The 19,324-nt window shown below is 70.7% G+C and carries 13 protein-coding genes; 11 read left to right on the forward strand and 2 right to left on the reverse strand.

The genetic code is table 11. The features are described 5' to 3' along the window. The first annotated feature begins 639 nt into the window (after positions 1-639). From AB0H87_RS09350 to AB0H87_RS09370, 5 genes are all read left to right on the forward strand, one after another. A complete protein-coding gene (locus AB0H87_RS09350; RefSeq protein WP_360142087.1) occupies positions 640-1,059 on the forward strand; it encodes a TraR/DksA C4-type zinc finger protein in 420 nt (139 codons plus the stop codon). A gap of 174 nt (positions 1,060-1,233) precedes the next feature. Continuing rightward, positions 1,234-1,836 (forward strand): signal peptidase II, encoded by a 603-nt coding sequence (lspA, locus tag AB0H87_RS09355; protein WP_360142033.1) that lies wholly within the window; start codon positions 1,234-1,236, stop codon positions 1,834-1,836. Positions 1,837-1,874: 38 nt separating this feature from the next. Next, a complete protein-coding gene (locus AB0H87_RS09360) occupies positions 1,875-2,753 on the forward strand; it encodes an RluA family pseudouridine synthase (protein WP_360142089.1) in 879 nt (292 codons plus the stop codon). Positions 2,754-2,778: 25 nt separating this feature from the next. Beyond that, positions 2,779-3,729, forward strand: coding sequence for a hypothetical protein (locus AB0H87_RS09365; RefSeq protein WP_360142035.1), 951 nt, complete (start codon positions 2,779-2,781; stop codon positions 3,727-3,729). A 158-nt stretch (positions 3,730-3,887) separates the two neighbouring features. Continuing rightward, positions 3,888-5,252, forward strand: coding sequence for an AAA family ATPase (locus AB0H87_RS09370; RefSeq protein WP_360142037.1), 1,365 nt, complete (start codon positions 3,888-3,890; stop codon positions 5,250-5,252). A gap of 122 nt (positions 5,253-5,374) precedes the next feature. Here the strand turns inward: AB0H87_RS09370 and AB0H87_RS09375 are convergent, their stop codons facing one another. After that, the gene (locus tag AB0H87_RS09375; protein ID WP_360142039.1) at positions 5,375-6,055 is read right to left on the reverse strand and encodes a hypothetical protein; all 681 of its coding nucleotides are present in this window, start codon (positions 6,053-6,055) and stop codon (positions 5,375-5,377) included. Positions 6,056-6,387: 332 nt separating this feature from the next. Between AB0H87_RS09375 and AB0H87_RS09380 the strand changes: the two genes are divergently transcribed. The 4 genes from AB0H87_RS09380 (at position 6,388) to AB0H87_RS09395 (ending at position 16,045) form a co-directional block, all read left to right on the forward strand. Beyond that, a complete protein-coding gene (locus AB0H87_RS09380) occupies positions 6,388-10,053 on the forward strand; it encodes a tyrosine-type recombinase/integrase (protein WP_360142041.1) in 3,666 nt (1,221 codons plus the stop codon). 43 nt (positions 10,054-10,096) lie between these two features. Further along, a complete protein-coding gene (gene dnaE / locus AB0H87_RS09385; RefSeq protein WP_360142043.1) occupies positions 10,097-13,642 on the forward strand; it encodes a DNA polymerase III subunit alpha in 3,546 nt (1,181 codons plus the stop codon). 649 nt (positions 13,643-14,291) lie between these two features. Beyond that, positions 14,292-15,173 carry a DUF2567 domain-containing protein gene (locus tag AB0H87_RS09390; RefSeq protein ID WP_360142045.1) on the forward strand — a complete coding sequence of 294 codons (882 nt, stop codon included), beginning with the start codon at positions 14,292-14,294 and terminating at the stop codon, positions 15,171-15,173. Beyond that, a complete protein-coding gene (locus AB0H87_RS09395; RefSeq protein WP_360142047.1) occupies positions 15,173-16,045 on the forward strand; it encodes an aminoglycoside phosphotransferase family protein in 873 nt (290 codons plus the stop codon). The genes AB0H87_RS09390 and AB0H87_RS09395 overlap by 1 nt, the downstream gene beginning before the upstream one ends. On the opposite strand, the gene AB0H87_RS09400 is transcribed toward AB0H87_RS09395, so the two are convergent. Beyond that, positions 16,038-16,814: an LON peptidase substrate-binding domain-containing protein gene (locus tag AB0H87_RS09400; protein ID WP_360142049.1), complete on the reverse strand. Its 777-nt coding sequence runs from the start codon at positions 16,812-16,814 to the stop codon at positions 16,038-16,040. The genes AB0H87_RS09395 and AB0H87_RS09400 overlap by 8 nt on opposite strands. A gap of 91 nt (positions 16,815-16,905) precedes the next feature. Here AB0H87_RS09400 and hisD point away from each other — a divergent pair, with 91 nt between their 5' ends. Continuing rightward, positions 16,906-18,225, forward strand: a complete 1,320-nt coding sequence (hisD, locus tag AB0H87_RS09405) for a histidinol dehydrogenase (protein ID WP_360142051.1) — start codon at positions 16,906-16,908, stop codon at positions 18,223-18,225. Next, a complete protein-coding gene (locus AB0H87_RS09410; protein ID WP_360142053.1) occupies positions 18,222-19,292 on the forward strand; it encodes a histidinol-phosphate transaminase in 1,071 nt (356 codons plus the stop codon). Before hisD ends, AB0H87_RS09410 begins: the two co-directional genes overlap by 4 nt. Positions 19,293-19,324: the final 32 nt, after the last annotated feature.

The following is a 19,324-nucleotide window of genomic DNA, read 5'->3' on the forward strand; positions in this document are numbered from 1 at the left end:
GCCGGCCGCGCGGACCCGGTCGAGCACGGCCCGCAGGTGCTCGACCGTGGTCATCGGGTTGAGCAGCGTGAACTTGAGCCACGGCCGGCCGCCGCCAAGTCCGCCGCCAAGGCGGCGCCTGCCAAGAGGGGCGCGGCCAAGCGGGCGACGGCGCCGACCGAGGACGCGGCCCCGGAGAGCGCCACCGCCAAGCGGGCGCCGGCCAAGAAGGCCGCGCCGGCCAAGGCTGCCAAGAAGGCCACGAAGAAGGCCGCCGGAAAGACGGCGGCGGCGCCCGCGCAGCGGGTGCCCGCGGATGAACGACAGAAGGCCACGCCGGCGCGGAAGGCGCCGGCCAGGAAGGCCCGGCCCGGGGGAGGCGCCGAGTCGGCGCCGGCGGCCGGTACGGCTGCGGCAGCACCTGCCGCACCAGGCAAGAAGGCCGCGCCGGCGGCGGGTGGCACGTCCGCCGCCCGCGGCTCGAAGGCGGGGTCGCGCACCCGCGCCACCAGGTCGGAGGTGGGCGCGGAACGCGCGCCGGCCGGAGCCGACACCTCGATCCAGACCGGGTCTGCCGACCCGGTCGCGTCGCGGAGGAAGCGTTCCTCCTCCGCGGCGGCAGCACAAACCGCCGCGGGGGCCGCGGCTGAGGGAGAAGCCATGGGGAAGCCAGCCGACACGAAGACCGCCGCAAGCCGTAAGGCGCCCAGGGGGACCCGCTCCGCCGCGGAGACGGAGAAGATCCGCGCAGCGCTCTCGGCACGGCGGGAAGAGTTGACGATCGAGCACAGCCAGACGTTGACCGAGATCACCGTTCTGCAGCGCGACCGTTTCACCGACTCGGCGGGCGACGACCAGGCCGACACCGGCACGAAGACCTTCGAGCGCGAGCAGGAGATCTCCCTCGCCAACAGCATCCTGGACCGGATCAGCCAGGTGGAACGGGCGCTGGAGCGGCTCGACGAAGGCAACTACGGCTGGTGCGAGCGGTGTGGCAACCCGATCCCGGTCGAGCGGCTGGCCGCGTTCCCCTCCGCGACCCTCTGCGTCACCTGCAAGCAGCTGGAGGAGCGCCGGTAAGGTCGGCACCCACGGTTTCGCGTAGAGTTGCCCGGCCGGGCCGTGTCACCCGCGGCCCGACCGGGCACCCCTTTATCGGACATCCGGCACCGGACATCCGGCGCGGGGGGCATCCGGGCGTAACCCAGCCGACGAGGAAGCAGGCCCGAGCTGAACGCCGCCGACGAGGGACAGATGACCGCGACCACGCCCGCGGACGAGAAGCCGGCGCCACCCAGGCGCGCCCGGTCCAAGGCCATCTGGGTCCTGGTCGCCGTGGCGGCCTTCATCATCCTGCTCGACCAGCTCACCAAGCACTTCGCGACCGAGGAGCTCACCGGCCGCGGGCCCGTGCGGATCCTCGGCGGCGCGGTCTACCTGAGCCTGATCCGCAACAGCGGCGCCGCGTTCAGCCTGGGCAGCGGCCACACCTGGGTGTTCCCGCTGATCGCGACCGCGGTCCTCGCGTGGATCACCTGGATGGCGTTCAAGCTGCGCTCGATGCCCTGGGCGATCGCGCTGGGCCTGGTCGCCGGCGGCGCACTCGGCAACTTCGTCGACCGCATCTTCCGCGCACCCGGCCCGTTCCAGGGTCACGTGGTCGACATGATCAGCCTTTTCGCGCCGTACGGCGAGAAGTTCGCGGTCTTCAACATCGCCGACAGCGCCCTGTCCTGTGGCGTCGTGCTGGCGATCATCCTCGAGTTCAGCGGCCGGCAGCGTGACGGCACGCGGATACCCCTGCGCAGGAAGAAGGCCAAGGCCGAGGACGCTGGGTCGGGCGAGGGCGACAAGTGACCTCGCGCGCGCTGCCCGTCCCGGACGGCCTCGACGGCATGCGCCTGGACCAGGCGATCTCCCGGCTCTTCGGGCTGTCCCGCACGGCCGCCGCGGCGATCGTCGAGGCCGGTGACGCGGTCGTCGACGGCACGCCGCGCCCCAAGTCCGACAAGGTTGCCGCCGGCGCGTGGCTCGAGGTCACGCTGCCCGAGCCGCAGGCGGTCGCCGAGGTGGTCCCGCAGGCGGTGCCGGGGCTGCACGTGGTGTACGCGGACGACGACATCGTCGTGGTCGACAAACCGGTCGGCGTCGCCGCGCACCCGAGCCCGGGCTGGACCGGCCCGACCGTCGTCGGCGGGCTGGCCGCTATCGGTCACCGGATCTCCACCAGCGGTGCCGCCGAGCGCCAGGGCGTCGTGCACCGGCTCGACGTGGGCACCAGCGGGCTGATGGTGGTCGCCAAGAGCGAGCGCGCGTACACCGCGCTGAAGCGGGCTTTCAAGGTGCGCGAGGTCGACAAGCGCTACAGCGCCGTGGTGCAGGGGCACCTCGACCCGCTGCGCGGGACCGTCGACGCGCCGATCGACCGGCACCCGCATCACGACTACCGGTGGGCGGTCGTCTCCGGCGGCAAGCCGAGCGTCACCCACTACGACACGCTGGAGGCGTTCCCGGCCGCGAGCCTGGTCGACGTGCGGCTCGAGACCGGGCGTACGCACCAGATCCGGGTGCACTTCTCGGCGTTGCGCCATCCGTGCGTCGGCGACCTGACCTACGGCGCGGACCCCACGCTGTCGGCCCGGCTCGGTCTGTCCCGGCAGTGGCTGCACGCGCGGGCGCTCGCGTTCGTCCACCCCGGCACGGGCGACGAGGTGCTCTTCGAGAGCAGCTACCCTGACGACCTGCAGCACGCGCTGGACATCCTGCGGGACTGACGAGACTCGACTGGGGGAGGGGATCGTGCGTTTCGACGACCTGCTCCGTCGGATCGACGACGCCGTCGTCCCGCCGCTGGGTCGCCTGCTCGACCGGCTCCGCCGGCCCACCGGCCACACCGGCCTGTTGACCGCGGTGTCGCTCATCTCCGTCACCGCCGTGCTGGCGACCGCGGTCTGGGTGGCGGAGCGGCCCCGCGAGGGCACGCCGCCCGGTGAGGTGGTCCGCGTCGGCGTCCCGGACGGCACGTCGGTGCCGAGCTACCTCGCCGAGTCCCGGCGCGAGCTGGACGCGCTCTCGGCCGGCGCGTCCGGCGACGGCACGCCGTACGCCCTCGTCATGTTCGCCGCCTATCTCGCGCCCGACCGGCTGCCGACCGTGCTCAACGGCGCGCCGGTGTCCGAAGTGTTCATTCGCGCGCCGCTGCCGGGCATGCAGACGCAGATCGCCCGGATGTCGGTGCAGCGGGTGCCCGAGGACGTGGTGTCCGGGATGCTCCGATTCGCGGATCGTAAGGAACGCGAGGCGCGTGACTACCAGGAGCGCGCGGCCGAGGTCACCGGGACACCCGACGAGAAGAAACTGCGTCCCGTGTACGAGACAGCCGCCCGGGTGGCGATCGCGGAGGCGACCGCTTACCGTACGAACTGCTCATGTGTCTACGCGGCAGTCCTGCGCGCGGCGGCGCCCGACCTGAAGCGCCTCGCCGCGCGACCGGGCGTGCGCGCCGTCGACCCCGCACCCGAGGTCCGCACGCTGGACCGCACCGTGTTCCTGCCGCCCTTGCCGGATCCCGCGCCGGCGCCGGCGCCGTCCCCGTCCGTCGTCGAGCCGACGCCGACACCGGTGGAAGCCACGCCGACGGCGGAGCCGACGCCGACCGCGGAGCCGGCGCCGCCGACCGCCGACCCGCCGACGGCGGTGCCGACGGGGCCGGTGGGCAGCGATTCGACCGGTTCACCGGAGCCGGGGTAATCGTGCGGTGCCCCACATCCGGTGACCGGCCCGGCACGTTGGACCAGTCTGACGGTGCGCCATGTGCACAGTGGGGATATGCGTCCTGGTGCGGGCCGCATAGGGTTGCGTCGTAGCCGGATCTGTCGAGCGGGACAACGCGTCGGGAGGGGCGAGGCGTGGAGGGCACCGAGACCGGATGGGGTCGACCGGCTGAGCCGGCCCCACGGTGGCGGGCGCTGCTCGACCGGGCGCTGCTCGGCGGTCGCACCGGCGAGAACCACGAGGTCCGCGAGGCCCGGGTGGCCGCGCCGCGGGCGCCGGCCGACCGTCAGGAGCAGCCGGTTGCCCCGGTCGCGCCGGTCAACGGCTTCCAGGGCCGGGCCGTGGCGCCGGTGTCCTACCCGCCCGAGCGGCGCTATCCGCCGGCGCAGGAGAGCTACCCGCCGCCCGAGAGCTATTCGCCTCCCGCGCAGGAGGCCTACGAGCCGGGCGCCTACCGGTCGGGCAGCTACTACGGCGGCGACACCGATTACGGCTACGGCGCCACGGGTGGCTACACGGACGAGCGCTACACCGGCGACCGGTTCGACGACGGCGACTACACCGAGCGTTACACGGGCGGGGGATACGAGGGGTACGCGCGGGCCGAGCCACGGGTGGCCGAGCCGCCGGCGCCGTTGGCCCCGCCCGAGCCGGCCGGGATCGAGTGGCGCGCCGCCGCCGCGGGCGATCACGAGGTCGAGCGGGCCGCGGGCGTCCTGCGCCGCGAGTTCGGCGGCTCGCGGGTGATCGCGTTCGCCAACCCGAAGGGCGGCGTGCACAAGACCACCGCGACTGTGCTGGCCGCCGCGACGGTCGGCAGCATCCGCGGGCAGGGCGTGCTGGCCTGGGACGACAACGAGCTGCGCGGCACGCTGGGGCTGCGCGCCGGCAGCGCGCGGCACGCCCGCACGATCCGCCACCTGATCACCAACCTGGCCGAGGTCGAGGCGCAGCACGGGCACGGGCTGACCGAGGCGCTCGACGAGTTCCTGCGGCACGCGTCGGACGGTTCCTACGACGTGCTGGCCGGCGAGGAGAGCCCGCGGTTCGCGCAGCGCCTGGATCAATACACGGTGCGCCGGGTGTTGGAGCTGCTGCGCCGCACGCACGACGTGATCTGCGTCGACACCGGCAACAACGTGGAGAGCGCCAACTGGCAGACGGTCCTGCAGGCCGCCGACCAGCTCGTGATCACGACGGTGCCGCGGGAGGACGCCGCGTTCACCGCGGACTGGATGCTCGACCTGCTCTACGACGTGGGCATGGGCGACCTGGCCACCAACGCGGTGACGCTGCTGTCGTGCCCGACGCCGGGCAAGTCGCCGCTGCTCGACGACTTCGCGGCCCACTTCGCGACGCGCACGCGCGCGGTGGCGGTGGTGCCCTACGACCCGGCACTGGAGGCCGGCTCGTCGATCGAATACCAGCTGCTCCGGCCGGAGACGCGCGACGCCTGGCTCAAGGCGGCGAGCATCATGCTGGAGCCCTTCGCCCGCTGACGCGGATTGGCAACATGGGCGCGGCATGCCGCCGCGGCAGTCGCGGGACCGGCGCCGATGGCGGTGCCACCGCGACCCCGCGCGGCCGGGCGCGTCGGTCGTTCGTCGGCGGCTCCCGCCGGTCACGTGCTGAGTGCTGACCGCAGCAGGTTCGCGACGAGGGCGGGGTCGGTGATCATCGCCAGGTGGTCCGTGCTCGCGCGGTGGACCTCGTAGCCGTCCTTCTCCGCCTGGTCCGCGGTGGGTCGGTAGGCCGGGCTCAGCTGGATGTAGACGCGGCGGGACGAGTGCCACGCCGGGCCCGGCTCGGGGAGGGTCTCCGTGACGAGCTCCCATGGCAGTTCGGGTAGGTCCTGCAGCGCCCGGCGGTGGGTCGGGTCGCGGCGGAGGTGGTCGAAGGTTTCCGCGGGGAACCACCTGTCCCAGGCCGGCAGGCGGCCGTGCGCCGCGGCCTTCCGTAGCCAGGTCGCGCGGTCCGGCGGTGTCGAGTCGATCCAGCTGGTTCCCGGGTAGGGGAGGCGGGCGTCCAGGAAGACCGCGGCGACGCCGGGATGGGCGATCGCGTCGATGATGCCCGGTAGGTACGCGCCCGCGCGGCTGTGGGCGACGACCGCGGCCGGGGTGGTGTCGGCGACGGATGCGGCTGCCGCCGACGACAGGGCCGCGTGGAAGGGCCGGGTCTCGATCAGGTGACGGAAGTCCGGGGCGACGACCTGCCAGCCGGCCGCTTCCAGGTGGGGGCGCAGGCCGTCCCAGGTGGCAGCGGTGAGCAGCGGGCTGTGGATCAGGAGGATCGTCGGCACCTCGCCCATCCTGGTGCATCTGTGGGTGTTCGTGATGCTTGTGTGCCGCGGGCCCGGTGTCCGGCGGGAGCGACGGTCCGCACCACCGCGAACCCGGGAAAGCCGGATCTTGAACTTCATGAGAATTTGATCTTCAACTCACCGGGGCTCGGCAGGTGCCGACTGTCGTACCTCGCGACTAGGCTCGCCACGGCGCTTGAGTGAAGGGGGTCCCGGGTGTCCGACTCGACCTGTTGACTGAACTAATGAGGTAGTTGTCCCAGCTCAGGGCTTTCCCACCCAGATGCTACGGTCCTGTGCTCATGAAGGTCCCAGGCGAGAAGGAGAGAGACTTGGCCAGCCTCGTGATCCCTGAGGTTGGTCGTCTGGTGGAGACCGGAGACCAGTGGGAGCCCTACCGGCTTGTCGACGCGGCCGGCGAGAGAGTCGATCCGGCCCGCGCCATCATGGCCGAACTCCAGGCCGCAGGACGCTCTCCCAAGACTCTCCGGGCCTACGGCCACGACTTGCTGCTGTGGTGGCGGTTCCTTGCCGCTGTCGACGTGGCGTGGGATCGCGCGACTCGGATCGAAGCCCGCGACTTCGCACGTTGGATGCAGACCGCAGACAAGCCCACCCGAGTCCATTGGCGCCGCAAGGGCGCTGGCGAAGAACCCGCCGCGACGCTGAGCAGCAGGTCTGCGGAGACCGTCACCATCAACGCCGTGACGGGCAAGGCGTCACCAGGCCGCAAATACGCCGCCTCGACCCGGGCGCACTGCGAGACCGTGCTGCGAACCTTCTACGACTTCCAGCTCGAGGCCGGCACGGGGCCGCTGATGAACCCGTTCCCGATGGACCGAGGGCGACGGGCCGGGCGCGCAAACGCCCACCACAACCCGATGGAACCGTTCAAGAAGGAACGCAGGGGCAGGTACCGGCCCCGGACCGCTCAACGTATCCCGAAGAGCATCCCGGACGAGAAGTTCAACCAACTGTTCGCCGGTCTCAGGAGCAACCGAGACCGGGCGCTGCTGGCCTTCTGGGTGTCGACCGCGGCTCGCGCGAGTGAGTTGCTGGGCGTGGCACAGCGGCATGTCGATCCAGGACAGCAGCTGATCGGAGTCACGCGCAAAGGCCTCGGCGAGTTCCAGGAGCTGCCGGCGTCTCCCGACGCGTTCGTCTGGCTCCGCCTCTACCAGGAAGAGGTGTGGCGGCTCGGCGTCCCGCGGGGCACCAAAGAGCCGCTGTGGTGGACGCTGAGGCGCCCGTGGAGGCCGCTGAGCTACCACGCCGCCCGCGCCATGTTTGTCCGCGCCAACGAGCTCCTAGGCTCGAACTGGAGCCTGCACGATCTCCGTCACACGGCGGCCTACCGCATGGCCCGAGACCCCGGCATGCCGCTCACCGACGTGCAGTGGATCCTGGGCCACCGGCACCTGTCGACAACCGAGATCTACACCACCCCCACCAGCGAAGACGTCATCACTAACGTTCGCGCCTTCCACGCACGGCAGGCCGGCGCGAGCGCACGGCCGTCCGCACCGTCGCCCGCTGCCGGCTACAACCAGGAGTCGCTCGACGTCTTGTTTCGGCGGCCGGCTATGACAGCGCAGACCGCTACCGTCGTCCATCCGGCTGCCCCCACGCAGCACCGCTACGGGTCCCTCGCGGGTAGTGCCGGTAAGGCCCTGCAACGCCAGTTCACCGCCCGCAACGCGGGGACACATTGGCCCGCCACCGCTCAGCGCACAGAAGCCGTCATCGCCCGGTTCGACGAGCCAGCCCTGCGGGCAGCGAATCTGCCGACTCAGGGCATCCGGCGTCGGTCCGCCGACAAAGTGCTGCGATGGCTCGAAGGCTTTCCCGGAACGACTTGGCAAGAACGCTGGTACGCAGGCCCCGCTCACAAGCTGGGCAACGACTGGACTGATGAGCTTGTCGCCTGGCTCACTGCCCGCGAGGAATTCGCCGACCATCGGCACCTGCGGGCGGGTCTGCTCGCTTTGTTCTGCGCGGATGTCGTACGACCGGACATGGAATGGCTCGTCACGGTTAACCGGTCCCGCCACTGGCGCCACGCCATGGCAGTGCACCGAGACCCTGAAGGCTTCGCGCGCTTGCAAGCGGCAACGGATGAGCAGCTCTGGAACTCCAGCCAAGGCATGTGGGCACGCAACCAGATCGCGGTAATTTTGATCGCCAAGGGCGGCACTGTTGCGGACATCACCGTAGGCGACTGTTTGCAACTCTGCGACGTCGAATCCAAAGTGCTCGCTGGTAGTAGCGGCAGAACCTTCTACTACTCGCTGCTGCGAGGACTAGGCGGATTCCCCGACGAATCGCCGCACACGCTGCGAGCCCTGGAGAAGAGGTCCGGGCAAGTCAGTGTTGAAGAGTTGATTGACCGATACTCCGTGGAAAACGGTCAGGTCAGAGATCTTTTTGTCGATTACCTCTCGGAGCGCCAGCCAGTACTCGACTACGGGTCCCTTGAAGAGCTGTCCCGTAACCTGGCTCTACATTTCTGGAAGAACGTCGAGGCCATTGAACCGGGGATCACGTCCCTCCACCTGAAGCCTGCGACCGCCAAGGCTCTTAAAGAGCGACTCCGAGTCAAAGTGCTTCGGCGCCGGTTGCCCAATGGAACAACCGGAGATGTCACAGCCCCACGCGGGGACGGCAGCTACATCAAAATTCTCGTGTCCATCCGCGCCTTCTACCTCGACCTGGCCCAGTGCGCGTTGGAGGACCCTAGTCGATGGGGACCATGGGCGGTGCCTTGCCCCATCGGTGCTGCAGAGATCTCCAACAAGAAGAATCTTGCGCGAACCAAGGCACGGATGGATCAGCGAACCCGGGAACGGCTGCCGGTGTTGCCCACGTTGATTCGAGCTGCCGAGCGGAACCTCAAAGAGGCAAGGGAACGCCTTGGCGCGGTGCGCGAGGCCAAGGGTGGTCAGAGTTTCTCAGTCCTTGGCGAGGTTTACCGAAAAGGTGTTAGCGCTGATCGCGGCAACCCGGACAGCTCGTGTATCGCCTTCGACAGCAGCGAACGCAGGATCGATCTGGCGCAGGCAGAACATCGCGCTTTCTGGGGATGGGCTGCCGTGGAGTTCCTTCGGAACACGGGCGTGCGTATCGAAGAGATGCTGGAAGCCAGCCATCACAGCATCACGCAGTTCAAAGTGCCCTCCACGAACGAACTCGTGCCTCTGCTGCAGATCGCGCCGTCTAAGACGGATCAGGAGAGGCTGCTCGTCGTCAGCCCGGAACTGGCCGATGTGCTCAGTGCGGTCATCGGGCGGCTCCGCGCTCTGTCTGTGAATGGAGAGTCGCGGCGGATCTCCTCAGGAACGATTCGCCGGTGCCTCAACGAGATCTTGCTTTACTCCGGGCTTGTTGACGTCGCCGGGCAGCCGTTGCACTTTCAACCGCACGACTTTCGGAGAATATTCGCCACCGAGGCGATCCTGAACGGCATGCCGCCACACATTGCTCAGCTTGTCCTTGGGCATAAAGACATCAACACCACGATGGGCTACAAGGCGGTCTACTCCCAAGAGGTCATCGAGGGGCACCGCGCGTTCATCTCTCGCCGTCGAGAGTTGCGCCCAAGCGAGGAATATCGGTCGCCGACCGATGCGGAGTGGGAAGAGTTCCTCGGCCACTTCGAGCGGCGCAAGGTGTCCCTCGGCGACTGCGGGCGCGCCTACGGCATGGACTGCGTTCACGAGCACAGCTGCGTCAAGTGCCCGTTACTGCGCGTTGACCCTGCTCAGAAGGCTCGCCTGACCGAAATTTGCGACAACCTGATAGCGCGGATCGAAGAGGCCGTACGCGAGGGCTGGCGCGGGGAGGCCGAAGGCCTCCGGGTCAGCCTGGCAGCGGCCGACGAGAAGCTTGCGCAGTTGGAAGCCCGCACGCAGCGAGCAAGCGTCACGAACCTCGGCATCCCGTCCTTCCACGAGATCGCAGGTCGGTCCGCCACCCTCCCGAGAGGGGCACCAACGTGCTGATGAGTCAACGGGCGGAACACGTTTGGGGGACTGGGAGGGCGTCATGAGTAGTTCAGATAAGTTCGTGCATCTGCATGTGCACACCGAGTATTCGATGCTCGACGGTGCCGCCCGGCTCAAGGAGCTGTTCGCCGAGGCCAACCGGCTCGGCATGCCGGCGCTGGCGATGACCGACCACGGCAACATGTACGGCGCCTACGACTTCTTCAAGCAGGCCACCGGCGCCGGGATCAAGCCGATCATCGGGGTCGAGGCCTATCTCACGCCCAACACGCCGCGGCGTGACCGGGTGCGGGTGCGGTGGGCCGACGGTGGCGAGAACGACGTCTCCGGTGGTGGCGCCTACACCCACATGACGATGCTCGCCGCTGACGCCGACGGGTTGCGCAACCTCTTCCGGCTGCAGTCGCGGTCCTCGCTGGAGGGTTACTACTTCAAGCCGCGGGCCGACCGTGAGCTGCTGCACGAGCACGGCAAGGGGATCATCGCGACCACCGGGTGCCCCTCGGGTGAGGTGCAGACCTGGCTGCGGATCGGCGACTTCGAGAAGGCGTGCGCGTCGGCCGCCGAGTTCATGGACATCTTCGGCCGCGACAACTTCTACCTCGAGCTGATGGACCACGGGCTCGACATCGAGACCCGGATCCGGCAGGACCTGCTCGCGCTCGGCAAGCGGCTCAACCTCAAGCCCGTCGCGACCAACGACCTGCACTACACCTACGAGAAGGACGCCGACTCGCACGAGGTGCTGCTCTGCGTGCAGTCGGGGTCCACGATGGCCGACCCCAAGCGGTTCAAGTTCGACGCGCGGGACTTCTACCTGAAGTCCGCGGCCGAGATGTACCAGCTCTGGGAAAAAGAGGTGCCCGGCGCCTGCGCCAACACGCTGGAGATCGCCGAGAAGATCGGCGACTACTCGTCGGTGTTCGGCCACCGCAAGCTGATGCCGTCGTTCCCGGTGCCCGACGGCTACACCGAGGAGTCCTGGCTGCGCGCCGAGGTGCACCGCGGCCTGCGCGAGCGGTTCCCCAACGGTGTGCCCGACGACCGGCTCAAGCAGGCCGACTACGAGCTCGACGTCATCTGCAAGATGGGCTTCCCGGGCTACTTCCTGGTCACCGCCGACCTCTGCGAATACGCCCGGCGCGAGAAGATCCGGGTCGGGCCGGGGCGTGGTTCGGCGGCGGGCGCGCTGATCGCCTACGCGCTGAAGATCACCGAGCTCGACCCGATGGACCACGGCCTGCTGTTCGAGCGGTTCCTCAACCCCGACCGCGTCTCGATGCCCGACATCGACATGGACTTCGACGAGCGCCGGCGCGGCGACATGATCCGCTACGCCACCGAGCGGTGGGGCGAGGAGCGGGTCGCCCAGATCGTCACCTACGGCAAGATCAAGGCGAAGGCGGCGATCAAGGACGCGGCCCGGGTGCTCGGCTACCCGTTCGCGGTCGGCGACAAGATCACCAAGGCGATGCCGCCGCCGGTGATGGGCAAGGACATCCCGCTGTCGGGCATCTTCGACCCGTCGCACAACCGCTACGCCGAGGCCGCCGAGTTCCGCACGCTCTACGAGACGGACCCCGACACCAAGAAGGTCGTCGACACGGCCAAGGGCATCGAGGGGCTGATCCGCCAGCCCGGTGTGCACGCGGCCGGCGTGATCCTGTCCGGCGAGCCGCTGATGGACGTCCTGCCGATCTGGCGGCGCGACAACGACGGCGCGATCATCACGCAGTGGGACATGGGCGCCTGCGAGTCCATCGGGCTGCTCAAGATGGACTTCCTGGGCCTGCGCAACCTCACGATCATGGATGACTGCCTCGACGGCATCCAGCACAACCGCGGCGAGACCGTGGTGCTCGAGCAGCTGCCGCTGGCCGACAAGCCGACCTACGAGCTGCTGGCCCGCGGCGACACGCTCGGCGTGTTCCAGCTCGACGGCGGCCCGATGCGCTCGCTGCTGCGGTCGATGGTCCCCGACAACTTCGAGGACATCTCCGCGGTGCTCGCGCTCTACCGGCCGGGCCCGATGGGCGCCAACGCGCACAACGAATACGCCGACCGGAAGAACGGCCGCAAGCCGGTCGTCCCGATCCACCCTGAGCTGGCCGACGCGCTCGAAGACATCCTGGGCGACACCTACGGGCTGATCGTCTACCAGGAGCAGGTCATGGCGATCGCGCAGCAGCTCGCGGGCTACACGCTCGGCGCCGCCGACCTGCTCCGCCGGGCGATGGGCAAGAAGAAGAAGGAGATCCTCGACAAGGAGTACGTGCCGTTCTCGCAGGGCATGCGGGACAACGGCTACTCCGACGCGGCGATCAAGACGCTGTGGGACATCCTGGTCCCGTTCTCCGACTACGCCTTCAACAAGGCGCACACCGCGGGCTACGGGCTGGTCTCCTTCTGGACCGCCTACCTGAAGGCCAACTACCCGGCCGAATACATGGCGGCGCTGCTGACCTCGGTCGGTGACGACAAGGACAAGGCCGCGGTTTACCTCGCGGAGTGCCGGCGCATGGGCATCAAGGTGCTGCCGCCCGACGTCAACGAGTCCCTGGCCCGGTTCGGCGCCGTCGGCAACGACATCCGGTTCGGCATGGCCGCGGTCCGCAACGTCGGCGTCAACGTCGTCGAGGCGATCGTGCGGGCCCGCAAGGAGCAGGGCGCCTACACGGACTTCTACGACTTCCTCCGCAAGGTCGACGCGGTGGCCTGCAACAAGCGCACGATCGAGTCCCTGATCAAAGCGGGCGCGTTCGACTCGCTCGGCCACAGCCGCAAGGGCCTGCTGGCCATCCACGCGGACGCGATCGACTCGTTCATGGGCATCAAGCGCAACGAGGCGGTCGGGCAGTACGACCTCTTCGGAGCCGCCTTCGGCGACGCGCCGGAGACCGCGATGGTCGCCGCGCCGACGATCCCCGAGAGCGAGTGGGACAAGCCCGACAAGCTTTCCTTCGAGCGCGAAATGCTCGGCTTGTACGTGTCGGACCACCCGCTGTCAGGCCTCGACCGCGCGCTGTCGGCCGCGGCCGACACCCCGATCGCGGCGCTGTCGGAGGAAGGCGCGATCCCCGACGGTGCGGTGGTCACGCTGGCCGGCATCCTGACGGGCGTCCAGCGCCGGATCACGAAGCAGGGCCGCCCCTGGGCGTCGTCGTCCATCGAGGACATGACCAGCGGTGTCGAGGTGCTGTTCTTCCCGAACACCTACGAGCTGGTCGGTCAGTACATCGCCGAGGACGCGATCGTCGTCGTCAAGGGCCGGGTCGACCGCCGCGACGACCAGGCCCGCATCATGGCGATGGACATGTCCATCCCGGACATCTCGACCGCCGGCGCCGACGGCAACCAGCCGGTGGTGATGAACATCGCGACGAACCGGGTGACGCCGCCGCTGGTGGAGCGGCTGCGCGAGATCCTCAACACGCACCCGGGCCCGTCGGAGGTCCACGTGCGCCTGGTCAACGGCTCGAAGGCGACGGTCCTGAGGTTGAGCCCGCTCCGGGTGGCACCGACGACGGCGCTGATGGCGGATCTGAAGGCGCTGCTCGGGCCGTCGGCCGTCGAACTCGCCCGCTGACCGTGAGCCGGGCGGCCCGGTCGGGTGGCCGGCGGTCGTAAACGTGCGGCCGGTCGACAGGTTTGTCGGCCAGGCGACCCGGCTGTGAGTTCGGCGACCGTGGCCGCATCGTTGGCGGAGGCACGCGCAGCCGGTATGACGTCCACTCGGGGGTGCCGATCGCGACGGTCGCCAGGGTCGCCGCGCCGTGCCGACCGTGCGTGCCCGTTCCACGGCGGTCGATCTTGTGTGTGGCCTGTGTGGTCCCTGATGGCGGTGGGGTCGGCGGCTTGATCGGGAACGGCGGGGTGCGGTGGGCATTGGGCGATTCGCCTGAGAGGATCGGTCGGTGACCGCCGCCAACCCCGAACCGACCGACGGGTCCTGGGCGGCGCCCGCCGGGTCCGGTGCCAACCCGACGGCGGACGCCTCGCCTCCCCGGCCCCCCGCACCTGACGTCACCGGTCCGGGAGGATCCGGCGGCACCGGTGCGCCGCGGGGTGAGGGGTTCGCGCCGCTCGACCCGCATGGAGCGGCCGCGGCCAACCGAGGGCCGTGGGACACGCCGCCAAGCGGCTGGCGGCCGGCTGATCACGCTTACCCGACGGGTCCAGGTCTCGCACCGCAGGCGGAGCCGCACGATCCCGCGGCCGGCGGGAGCGGTCCGCCGGTGGCCGGCCCGGGAACGACCGGCCCGGGGCATTCAGGCCAGGCCGCGACGGGGCCGGGCTCCGACTTCACGGGCGCGACAGCGCCAGGCTCCGACTTCACGGGCGCGACCGCGCCCGACTCGGACCGCACGGGCGCGACGGCGCCGGGCTCGGACGTCACGGGCGCGGTGGGACCGGGCTCCGACTTCGGGCAATACGGCACGGCGGCGTCCGCGGACCCCGCCTGGCCGGCGGCGCCGGCGCCTGCGCCGCGGTTGCCGTTGAAGAAGCGGCTCGGGGCCGCGGGCCTGACCGCCGTCGTGGTCGCCGTGGTCGGTGCGCCGCTCGGGTTGCTCTGGACCCTGGTCGCGCCCGGTGTGCCGATCATCAAGACCGACGACGGCGCCGTGTTCGCGACGCCGAGTCCTGAGGAGTTCATCGCCTCCGACGGTTGGTTCACGATCCTGCTGTTCGCGCTCGGTGTGGTCGCGGCGTTGGTGACCTGGATCGCGTTCAAGCGCTACCGCGGCCCGCTGACGCTCGTCGCGCTGATGGTCGGGACCGTCGGCGCAAGCGTGCTGGCCTGGCAGGTCGGGCGGCGGATCGGGATCGGCGACTACCGCGCGGAGATCCTCGCCGCCCAGCCCGGCGACATGATCATCCGGCCGCCGGACCTGCGGGCCGGCGGCTTCACGAAGCTCTGGGACGTCGTCCCGTTCGTGCACGGCGACCTGCTCATCGCCACCTTCGGCGCCGTGATCGTCTACACGCTGCTGGCCGGCTGGTCGCGCACACCCTCGCTGCGGCCCGACGCCCGGGTCCAGCTCCCGCCCCAGCCGACCAACCCGTTCTACGTGCTCAATGACCGGCCGCACGACCCACCGGAGCACCCCGGTCGCTGATGAGGCTCGAGCCGCGTACGACCGCATGGGTCGAGAAGGCCCTTCCCGCCGGCCATCGCATCGAGACGGTCACGCCGTTGCGGGGCGGCTGGACCTCGCGGATGTGCCGGCTCGACATCGGCGGTACCGGGGACCCGTACCCACTTGTCCTGCGGTCCTTTCTCAAGCCCTTCTACGTCCGCCACGCGCCCGGCCTGCTCGCCCGCGAGGCCGCGATTCTCCAGACGCTAGCCGGCACCCCCGTCCCGGCCGCCCGCCTGCTCGCCGTCGACCCGGCAGGGGAGCACTGCCCGCACCCGTCACTGCTGATGTCGCTCCTGCCCGGCCGCGTGGACCTCGTCGACGACCGGTCGGCCGCGCTGGCCCGGCAGCTCGTCGAGATCCACGCGGTGGCCGAGCGGCCCCGGACCTACCAGGCGTGGACCGATCCCGCCCGCGTCCGGGTGCCCGAGGACAGCACGCTGTGGCGGCGCGCGGTCGAGGTGATCAAGGGCGAGCCGCCGGCGTACGACGGTGCCTTCCTGCATCGTGACTTCCACCCCGGCAACGTCCTCTTCACCGGCGACGCGATCACCGGAGTCGTGGACTGGGTCGAGACCTCGTGGGGTCCCACCGACCTCGACGTCGCGCACTGCGCCACCGCCATCGCCCTCCTGCACGGCGCGGAGGCCGGGCTGGGTTTCGCCGACCACTACCGGGCCGCGGGCGGCGCACTGTCCGGAGACCCGTACTGGCGGATCGTCGACGCCCTCGCCTTCGCGCCCGACGCCGAGAAGGTCGCGGGACCCTGGCGTGAGCTCGGCCGCACCGACCTCACCGCGGCGAAGCTGACCCGGCGCCTGACCGACTACGTGGCCGGCGTGCTCAGTTAGGGCTCGCCGGGACCGCCAGCTCGCGCAGCGGCACCGGCACCGCGCGCACCTGGCGCAGCAGGGCCGCCTCCCGACTCAGCAGCCGCAGCTCCGACCGCAGCCGCGCCGCGGTGTCCGGCGTCGCCAGCAGCTTCTGCCGGTCCTCGAGCGTCAGCGCCGCCGTCGCCGCCACCAGGTGGGACAGCACGGTCGGGTCCTCCGGCAGCTGCTCGGTCAGCTCCTGCTCGTCGGCCCGGATCAAGGTGAGGTACTGCCGGAACACCGCCAGCACCCGCGGCGCCAGCAGGTCGGCGAGCTCTTCCTGGCCCTCCGGTTCGGGGAGCCATTCGACCTCGGCCATCAGGTACGGCTCGGACTCCTTGTCGATGGAGATCACCCGGAACCGGCGCCGGCCCACCGTGACGATGTCGTAGCGGCCGTCCGGCAGCTCGGTGACCTGGCGGAGCTCCGCGGTGCAGCCGATCTCGTGCAGCGCCACGTCGCCCGGACCGGCCGGAACGGCGGCGGGCGGCGGGGGCAGCGGCGTCGTCGTCGGCACCGGGCCGAGGCGCGGCGGCTGCGTGGACGGCGGTCCGGGCGGCGCCGCTGTGGGCAGCGTCTCCCAGCCCTGCCGGATCGCCACCACGCCGAACTCGCGTGAATCACCGTCCGGCCGGCTGAGCAGATGCTTCACGAGGTCGCGGTAACGCTCCTCGAAGATGTGCAACGGCAGCACGAGGCCGGGGAAAAGCACCGTCCCAAGGGGGAAAACGGGCAGCCGCGACGTCACCGCCCGAGCCTAGCGCCTGATCGGGCACCGGGACCCGAACAGTGCGAACGGCGCCCGAATCCCGGTTGCTGAGACGCCTAGACTTTCAGGGGTGTTGAACCGGATCGACCTGCGCGGCGTCGACACCGACCCGCGCGGTCTGCTGCCCCGCGCCCGGCTCGACGTGTCGCAGGCCGTCGAGACCATCCGCCCGCTCGTCGAGGCGGTGCGCGAGCATGGGTTCAGCGCCGTCCGCGAGGCGACGCAGAAGTTCGACGGCGTGACCCTCGACGAGCTCCGCGTCCCGCCGGAGACGATCAAGGCCGCCGAGCACAGCCTCGACCCCGACGTGCGGGCCGCGCTGCTGGAGGCGATCGCGCGCGCCCGCCGGGTCCACGAGGACCAGAGACGGCAGGACACCACCACCCGGGTCGTACGCGGCGGCACGGTCACCGAACGCTGGGTCCCGGTCGAGCGCGTCGGCCTCTACGTGCCGGGCGGCCTGGCCATGTACCCGTCGACGGTCGTGATGAACGTGGTGCCCGCCCAGGTCGCCGGCGTCGACGCGCTGGTCGTGGTCAGCCCGCCGCAGAAGGACAACGACGGCCTGCCGGACCAGCGGGTGCTGGCCGCCTGCGCGCTGCTCGGCGTCGACGAGGTCTACGCGGTCGGCGGCGCACAGGCGATCGCGATGCTCGGCCACGGCAGCACCACCAACGCCGACGGCACCGGCTGGTGCCGGCCGGTGGACATCATCACCGGCCCCGGCAACGTCTGGGTCACCGCGGCGAAGCGGCTGCTGCGCTCCGGCGGCACGGTCGGCATCGACGCCGAGGCCGGGCCTACCGAGATCGCCGTCCTCGCCGACGACACCGCCGACCCCGGGCACGTCGCCGCCGACCTGATCAGCCAGGCCGAGCACGACCCGCTGGCGGCGAGCGTGCTCGTGACGCCGTCTTCCGCGTTGGCCGACGCCGTCGACGCCGAGCTGACGAAGCGGGTCGCGAAGACCAAGCACACCGAGCGCATCACCACCGCGCTGAGCGGCGAGCAGTCCGGCACCGTCCTCGTCGACGATCTCGACCAGGGGTTGCGCGTCGTCGACGCGTACGCCGCCGAGCACCTGGAGATCCAGACCCGCGACGCCCGCGCCATCGCGATGCGGGTGCGCAACGCGGGCGCGGTGTTCGTCGGGCCCTACGCGCCGGTCTCGCTCGGCGACTACTGCGCCGGCTCCAACCACGTGCTGCCGACCGGCGGGTGCGCCCGACACTCCAGCGGCCTGTCCGTGCAGTCGTTCCTGCGCGGGATCCACGTCATCGAGTACGACGAGGCCGCGCTCCGCGAGGCGGCGCCGCACGTGGTCACCCTGGCCACCGTCGAGGACCTGCCGGCCCACGGCGAGGCGGTCACCGCGAGGTTCCCGGCATGACCCACCTCGACGACCTCCCGCTGCGGGACGACCTGCGCGGGCTGACGCCGTACGGCGCGCCGCAGCTCGACGTGCCGGTGCGCCTGAACACCAACGAGAACTCGTACTCCCTGCCGGACGACGTGGTCGAGGCGATCGCCAAGGCGGTCCAGGACGAGCTGCGCGACCTCAACCGCTACCCCGACCGGGACGCGGTGGCGCTGCGGGCCGACCTCGCCGCTTATCTCGGCCACGGGCTGACCGTCGCCAACGTCTGGGCGGCCAACGGCTCCAACGAGATCCAGCAGCAGCTCCTGCAGGCGTTCGGCGGGCCGGGGCGGACGGCGCTCGGCTTCACGCCGTCGTACTCGATGCATCCCCTGCTCGCGGTCGGCACCGGCACCAGGTGGGTCGACGGGCGGCGTGGCCCGGACTTCTCGCTGAGCGCCGACGAGGTCGCGGCTCAGGTCCGTGCGCACGCACCCGATCTGGTGTTCCTCTGCTCGCCCAACAACCCCACGGGCACCGCGCTGCCGCCGGAGGTCGTGACCGCGGTGCTCGACGTGGCGCCCGGGATGGTGATCGTCGACGAGGCCTACGCGGAGTTCGCCCGACGCGGCACCGCCAGCGCGCTCGAGGTGCTGCCCGGCCACCCGCGCCTCGTGGTGACCCGCACGATGAGCAAGGCGTTCGGGTTCGCCGGCGGCCGGTTGGGCTACCTCGCCGCCGACCCGGCCGTCGTCGACGCCGTGCAGCTCGTCCGCCTGCCGTACCACCTGAGCGCCCTGACCCAGGCCGCCGCCCGCGCGGCCGTGGCGCACCGCGACGGGCTGCTGGCCACCGTCGAGGCGATCAAGGAGCAGCGCGACCGGATCGTGACGACGCTGCGGGCGCGCGGGTTGACCGTGGCCGACAGCGACGCCAACTTCGTGCTGTTCGAGGTGGGCGGCGACCAGCGGGCCGCGTGGCAGGCGCTGCTGGACCGTGGGGTGCTGGTCCGCGACGTCGGCCTCGCCGGCTGGCTGCGCGTCACCGCCGGCACCCCGTCCGAGACCGATGCCTTTCTGGCCGCCATGGAGGAACTGTGAGCTCTGCTGGCCAAAGGCGCCTGGTCCTGCGG

Origin of the sequence: Asanoa sp. NPDC050611 (assembly GCF_040654855.1) — a bacterium.
Lineage (GTDB): Bacteria > Actinomycetota > Actinomycetes > Mycobacteriales > Micromonosporaceae > Asanoa.

What these genes read in the sequence shown, in the direction of transcription:
- AB0H87_RS09410 (WP_360142053.1), top strand. Translation starts at nt 18,222, where the DNA reads ATGACCCACCTCGACGACCTCCCGCTGCGGGACGACCTGCGCGGGCTG.
- dnaE (WP_360142043.1), top strand. Translation starts at nt 10,097, where the DNA reads ATGAGTAGTTCAGATAAGTTCGTGCATCTGCATGTGCACACCGAGTAT.
- AB0H87_RS09350 (WP_360142087.1), top strand. Translation starts at nt 640, where the DNA reads ATGGGGAAGCCAGCCGACACGAAGACCGCCGCAAGCCGTAAGGCGCCC.
- AB0H87_RS09360 (WP_360142089.1), top strand. Translation starts at nt 1,875, where the DNA reads ATGCGCCTGGACCAGGCGATCTCCCGGCTCTTCGGGCTGTCCCGCACG.
- lspA (WP_360142033.1), top strand. Translation starts at nt 1,234, where the DNA reads ATGACCGCGACCACGCCCGCGGACGAGAAGCCGGCGCCACCCAGGCGC.
- AB0H87_RS09395 (WP_360142047.1), top strand. Translation starts at nt 15,173, where the DNA reads ATGAGGCTCGAGCCGCGTACGACCGCATGGGTCGAGAAGGCCCTTCCC.